This window comes from Streptomyces sp. NPDC005728 (assembly GCF_040630895.1).
Lineage (GTDB): Bacteria > Actinomycetota > Actinomycetes > Streptomycetales > Streptomycetaceae > Streptomyces.
In genome coordinates this window covers 62,439-69,014 of sequence record NZ_JBEXYL010000051.1, presented here as the reverse complement: position 1 = coordinate 69,014, position 6,576 = coordinate 62,439, and the positions used below count along the sequence as shown (strand labels likewise).

Annotated in this window: 4 protein-coding genes and 1 pseudogene; 3 read left to right on the top strand and 2 right to left on the bottom strand. The window is 68.4% G+C overall.

Going from position 1 to position 6,576, the window contains the following annotated elements:
- A pseudogene (locus ABZ471_RS29300) lies at positions 1 to 237 on the bottom strand (hypothetical protein); the annotation flags it as partial.
- A gap of 18 nt (positions 238 to 255) precedes the next feature.
- Entirely contained in the window at positions 256 to 546 is a 291-nt protein-coding gene (locus ABZ471_RS29295) for a hypothetical protein (RefSeq protein ID WP_359070506.1), read from the bottom strand.
- Between the two features lie 314 nt (positions 547 to 860).
- On the opposite strand from ABZ471_RS29295, the gene ABZ471_RS29290 reads away from it, so the two are divergent.
- The 3 genes from ABZ471_RS29290 (at position 861) to ABZ471_RS29280 (ending at position 6,538) form a co-directional block, all read left to right on the top strand.
- Positions 861 to 3,041 carry an ABC transporter family substrate-binding protein gene (locus ABZ471_RS29290; protein WP_359070505.1) on the top strand — a complete coding sequence of 727 codons (2,181 nt, stop codon included), beginning with the start codon at positions 861 to 863 and terminating at the stop codon, positions 3,039 to 3,041.
- A gap of 142 nt (positions 3,042 to 3,183) precedes the next feature.
- Positions 3,184 to 5,091 (top strand): translational GTPase TypA, encoded by a 1,908-nt coding sequence (gene typA, locus ABZ471_RS29285; protein ID WP_359070504.1) that lies wholly within the window; start codon positions 3,184 to 3,186, stop codon positions 5,089 to 5,091.
- A gap of 400 nt (positions 5,092 to 5,491) precedes the next feature.
- On the top strand, positions 5,492 to 6,538 hold the full coding sequence (locus ABZ471_RS29280; protein WP_359070502.1) for an ABC transporter permease: 1,047 nt from the start codon (positions 5,492 to 5,494) through the stop codon (positions 6,536 to 6,538).
- Positions 6,539 to 6,576: the final 38 nt, after the last annotated feature.

The following is a 6,576-nucleotide window of genomic DNA, read 5'->3' as shown; positions in this document are numbered from 1 at the left end:
CTCGGCCAGGCCGTGCTGCACACGCTGTTCGGGCTGGGTCAGCACGGGGCCTCGGCCGCGATGCCGATGCGCGAACGCCCGCCAGGTCGAGTAGACGACGAAGGCGAACAGACCGGCCGCGGTGGCGGCGGGCTCCAGCCACCAGCGGTCGGTCCGCAGATGCGGCGCGGCGATCGCGGCGCGCGTACCGGCGCGTACGCCGCCGCTGTTCTGTTGGTGTTCCGTACCAGTCGCCAAGGGGGGACTCCGGTCGGTTCAGGGGGCGTGCCGGTCGCGGGCGCCCAGGCCCTCGTCGTCCGAGTCCGTCCACAGACTGATGTCGTACGGCGTGTCGGAGATGCTGACGAGGTCGGGCCGGTTCGCAGCGGCCGGGGTGCGGGCTGTGTCCCGCAGCAGCGCCAGGCTCTCGCGCAGATGGTCGGCGTCCATCCGGACCCGGCGCATCTCCAGACCACCGCTGCCGAGCTCCTTCTCCAGGCGCCCGAGCGACCGGTACAGGTCGTCGAGGCAACGCTGGACGGTTGTCATTTCGTCGTGCACGGACATGACTTGCCCTCACTTCCATGGGTCCTGCGGGCCCTGGGCGGCAACGTTCATGCGCCTTGGAGTGTTGCGCGTCACACCCGGTGCTGTGAAGAGATGTGCATCGATTGGCCCAGTCGCGTGGGTGCATCGTCCGGGTGTATTGCGCCGCACGGGTGGGTTTACCGTCCGTCGCCGTCGTGTCGCCCGCTGTTGGCGGATCCTTTCCTCTTCAGTGGGCGCATAGATCTGATCAGCTCCATATACCGCCAAAAGTGATCAGCTCCACATGCCGTAAATGTGAGCATAAAGCCCGCGGCTTCCCGGAGGTAGCAGAGATGTCCCACGACGGCGTCGGCCTGCGCGCGGTGCTGCGCTCGGTCGCCTTCCTCACCGCCGGTGTCCTCGCGGTCCCCCTGCTCGCCGGCTGCGGTTCCGACGAGAAGCCGAGCCGCCCGCTGGCGGGGCAGGACATCGACCTCGTCGCCCGGGACCAGGTCGCCGCGGGCGGCACCCTGAAGTGGGCCGTGGACGCCGTACCGGAGACCCTGAACACCTTCCAGGCCGACGCCGACGCCGGCACCACCCGCGTCGCCCAGGCCGTACTGCCGTCGATGTTCCGCCTCGACGCAGACGGGCGCCCGGTGGCCAACCCCGCCTACGTGGAGTCCGCCAAGGTCATCGAGACCGAGCCGCGCCAGGTCGTGCTGTACAAGCTGAACCAGCAGGCCGTCTGGAGCGACGGCCGGGAGATCGGCGCCGCCGACTTCGTCGCCCAGTGGCGCGCCCTGTCCGGCAAGGACAGTGCCTACTGGACCGCCCGCAACGCCGGCTACGACCGCATCGCGAGCATCGAGCGGGGGGCGAGCGACCTCCAGGTCAGGGTCACCTTCTCCCGCCCCTACGCCGACTGGAAGTCGCTGTTCTCCCCGCTGTACCCGAAGGACGTCATGGGCGCCCCGGACGCCTTCAACGACGGCGCCCGCCGCAAGCTGGCGGTCACCGCGGGACCCTTCCAGGTCGACAAGGTCGACACCGCGAAGAAGGACGTCGTCCTCACCCGTAATCCGCGCTGGTGGGGCAAGCCCGCCAAGCTGAACGAGATCGTGCTGCACGCCGTGGCCCGCGACAAGCGGGCGGCCGCGCTCGCCGACGGCACCGTGGACCTCGCCGAGATCGACCCCGCCGAGGCGGAGCGGATCAACCTCGCCGCCCGCACCAAGGGCACCGGCACCCCGCTGCAGGGCGCCGGGAAGACCTCCGCCAGGAAACTGCAGGACTGGGCGCTCGCGCACGGCTTCGACGCCGACGAGGTCAAGGTCGGCAGGAAGAAGCTGCACAAGGCCATCACCCGGTACCTGGAGCAGCAGCAGAAGCTGCAGGCCTTCGACGTCCGCAAGTCGCTGGAGCCCGCCTACACCCAGCTCGCCCTCAACGGCGCCTCGGGTGCCCTCACCGACGAGCGGGTCCGCCGGGCCGTCGCCCGCGCGCTCGACCGCGAGGAACTGGCCAAGCTGGTGCTGACCCCGCTGGGCCTGCCCGCCGTGCCGGTCGGCAGCCACCTCGCCCTGTCCGGGCAGTCCGCCTACGCCGACGGCAGCGGCGCCCTGGGCGGCCAGGACACCAAGGAGGCACAGGCGCTGCTCGCGGACGCCGGCTGGGTGCCCGGCGGGCCGGTGAAGGAGGAGAAGAAGGGCGAGAAGGCGGCCGGTGCCGAGAGGGACAAGAGCAAGCCCGAGAAGAAGTCCGACGGCGGCGAGGACGGCGCGTACATCGTCGGCGAGGACGACAAGGGCCGGCACCACGAGCCGGCCGAGGAGAAGCAGGACAGGGGCGACGAGGGCGGCAAACACCTCGCCCGGGACGACAAGCAGTACTCCGGTTCCGGCGGCGCGCCGGGCGCCTACGCCCCGCAGGGCACCGCAGCCCCGGCCGGTGCCGTGACCGCGCCGCTCGCCAAGAACGGCAAGGCGCTCGCCCTGCGCTTCGTGCTCCCCTCGGGGCCCGGCTCCGAGACGCTGAACAGCGTGGCCGAGCGGGTCTCCGCGATGCTGCAGAAGGTCGGCATCCGCACGACGATCACCAAGGTCTCGGACGAGAGCTACTTCAAGGACCACATCGCCTCCGGCGACTACGACCTCGCCCTGTACTCCTGGCCGTCCTCCGCCTTCCCGGCGACCGACGCCCGGCCGATCTACGCCAAGCCGGTCCCGGCCGCCGACGGCTCGGTGTCCGTCGAGCAGAACTTCACCCGGGTCGGCACCGACCAGGTCGACCAGCTCTTCGACCAGGCCGCGGCGACGCTCGACGAGGACGAGGCGCGCGACCTGATCCGCAAGGCGGACTCCCGTATCTGGGCGGCGGCCGCCTCCCTCCCGCTCTACCAGCGGCCGCAGCTGGTCGGTGTGCGCAAGAACCTGGTCAATGCGGGTGCCTTCGGCTTCCAGACGCCGGTCTACGAGGACATGGGATACCTGAAGAAGGGGGCGAAGGTCTTGCCCGGTCCGTCCGGCGGCTGAGCGCCCGCGGGGCCCTGCGGAGGCCGACTCCTCCAGGGCCACGTAACATGGGGTGAGGCCGTGGCATGTCAAGCCCGGCAGGGCCCGCGTCACACGGACGTACGCAGAGGGCCTTCCTCACACTCCGGGAGTACGTCGCAATATGGCCACGCGCCACGACATCCGCAATGTCGCCATCGTCGCCCACGTCGACCACGGCAAGACGACCATCGTCGACGGCATGCTCAAGCAGGCCGGCGCCTTCGCCGCGCACCAGCTCGAAGGCGTCGACGACCGCATGATGGACTCGAACGACCTGGAGCGTGAGAAGGGCATCACGATCCTCGCCAAGAACACGGCGGTCAAGTACCACCCCAAGGACGGGGGGGACGTCATCACCATCAACATCATCGACACCCCCGGCCACGCCGACTTCGGTGGCGAGGTCGAGCGCGGTCTGTCGATGGTCGACGGTGTGGTCCTCCTCGTGGACGCCTCCGAGGGCCCGCTGCCGCAGACCCGCTTCGTGCTGCGCAAGGCGCTCCAGCAGCGCCTGCCCGTCATCCTGTGCATCAACAAGACGGACCGCCCGGACTCCCGGATCGACGAGGTCGTCAACGAGACCTACGACCTCTTCCTCGACCTGGACGCAGACGAGGAGCAGATCGAGTTCCCGATCGTCTACGCGTGCGGCCGTGACGGCGTCGCCTCGCTGACCAAGCCGGAGAACGGCACGGTCCCGGCCGACTCCACCAGCCTGGAGCCGTTCTTCTCGACGATCCTGGACCACATCCCGGCGCCGACCTTCGACGAGGCCGCCCCGCTCCAGGCCCACGTCACCAACCTGGACGCCGACAACTTCCTCGGCCGTATCGCGCTGCTCCGCGTCGAGCAGGGCGAGCTGCGCAAGGGCCAGACCGTCGCCTGGATCAAGCGTGACGGCACCGTCAGCAACGTCCGCATCACCGAGCTGATGATGACCGAGGCGCTCACCCGCAAGCCGGCGGAGGTGGCCGGTCCCGGTGACATCTGCGCCGTCGCCGGTATCTCGGACATCATGATCGGTGAGACCCTCGCCGACCTCGAGAACCCGATCCCGCTGCCGCTGATCACGGTCGACGAGCCGGCGATCTCGATGACCATCGGCACCAACACCTCGCCGCTGGTCGGCCGTGGCGGCACCGGCAAGGGCGCGGACGCGAAGGCGGCCGTCAAGGACCGCAAGGTCACCGCCCGCCAGGTCAAGGACCGCCTCGACCGCGAGCTGATCGGTAACGTCTCCCTGCGCGTCCTGGAGACCGAGCGTCCGGACGCCTGGGAGGTCCAGGGCCGTGGTGAGCTGGCGCTCGCCATCCTGGTCGAGCAGATGCGCCGCGAGGGCTTCGAGCTGACCATCGGCAAGCCTCAGGTCGTCACCAAGGACGTCGACGGCAAGACCTACGAGCCCGTCGAGCGCATGACGATCGACGTCCCCGAGGAGCACATGGGCGCGGTCACGCAGCTCATGGGCGTCCGCAAGGGCCGGATGGACAACATGTCCAACCACGGCTCGGGCTGGGTCCGCATGGAGTTTGTCGTGCCCTCGCGCGGTCTCATCGGGTTCCGGACCGAGTTCCTGACCCAGACCCGTGGCACCGGAATCGGCCACTCCATCCACGAGGGCTTCGAGCCCTGGTTCGGCAACCTGCAGACCCGCAACAACGGCTCGCTGGTCGCCGACCGCTCCGGTGCCGTCACCGCCTTCGCGATGACGAACCTCCAGGAGCGCGGCGTGCTGTTCACCGACCCGGGCACCGAGGTGTACGAGGGCATGATCGTCGGCGAGAACTCGCGCTCCGACGACATGGACGTGAACATCACCAAGGAGAAGAAGCTCACCAACATGCGGTCGTCGTCGGCCGACTCGTTCGAGGCGATCGTCCCGCCGCGCAAGCTCTCCCTGGAGCAGTCGCTGGAGTTCTGCCGTGACGACGAGTGCGTCGAGGTGACCCCGGAGGCGGTTCGCATCCGCAAGGTGAACCTGGACGCCCGCGAGCGCGCCCGCGCCGCGAGCCGCGCCAAGCACGGCTGACGCCTCCCCGGCCCCGCGAGACCCGGTTCCTCCGCCTCCAGGAGGGGCCGGGCCTTCGGCATGCCCGGGCCTTTTCTGGGTATCCATGCGCTGGCTGGACGCTCAGCGGGGCACGGATGGCGCGAGTGTTCGCATACCGGAGATCTGCGCGTCAAGTTTCGGACATGTAAACGGAAAAATGGGACACGCTGTCCGATTTGCCGAGTTGCCGTCGTTCATGTCAAGCGCGCACAGGTGTCGATCTTTGCAATTTTTGCTCAAAATATTGACGGTAGGGAGATCCCTATGTCTTCCGCCCTTGACGCGCGTTGAACACATTGGCGAAAGTTCCCCCAAACCGCAGAACTCTCCGGTATCTGCGCTGCGCTCAGCTCTCCAACCCCCCGGGGGAAGAACACACATGACCAGTCCAGCCAAGGCTGAAGGCTCCGGGCCGACGGTTGCCCTGGAGCCCGAACTCGAGTCGAAGCCTGCACCTGCCAAGGGTGAGACGAAGCTCGAGGGTCGCTCTCCCGGCCAGTTGATGTGGCAGCGCTTCAAGCGTGACCGTACCGGTGTCATCTGTGCCGTGGTAGTGATTTTGTACTTCGTCGTCGCACTGGCCGCGCCGCTGCTGACGAAGCTCAGCGGGACGGACCCGTACACGCTGTACGGGCAGGACCCCACCTACCAGGACACACCGGTCCTCGACGACTTCGGCCTTCCGCTGGGCTACTTCGGCGGTCTGTCCGGAACGCACTGGTTCGGTGTCGAGCCGCAGGTCGGCCGCGACATCTTCGCCATGCTGGTCTACGGCATGCGCACCTCGCTGTTCATGGCGCTGGGCGTGACCGTCCTGATGATGGTCACGGGCGTCATCCTCGGCCTGATCGGCGGCTACTTCGGTGGCAGGACCGACTACTGGATCGGCCGGGTCACCGACTTCTTCCTCGCCTTCCCGCAGCAGCTGTTCTTCATCGCCTTCATGCCCGTGGTGACCGCGTTCTTCGTGGACCCGCGGGAGGAGACGCCCACCTACTTCCGGGCGCTGGCGATGCTGATCGTGCTCTGGGTGCTCGGCTGGATGGGTATGGCCCGACTGGTCCGCTCCACCGTGCTGTCCCTGCGTGAGCGAGAGTTCGTGGAGGCCGCCAAGGTCTCCGGCGCCTCGCCCTGGCGGATCGTCCGCAAGGAGATCCTGCCGAACGTGGTGACGCCCATCCTGGTGCAGTTCACGTACACGCTGCCCAGCACCATCCTCACCATTGCCTTCCTCTCCTTCGCGGGTGTCGGCTTCGTCGAACCGACCCCGGACTGGGGACGACTGTTCGCGAACGGCGCGAAGTACGCCGAGCAGGACCCGTCGTTCATCTTCTTCCCGGGTGTGGCACTGGTGATCTTCGTCCTGGCCTTCAATCTCCTCGGAGACTCGGTACGGGACGCCTTCGACCCCAAGTCCGGGCGGTAGATCGTCCACTGGTGGGGGGATGACTGCCACCCCAGTCG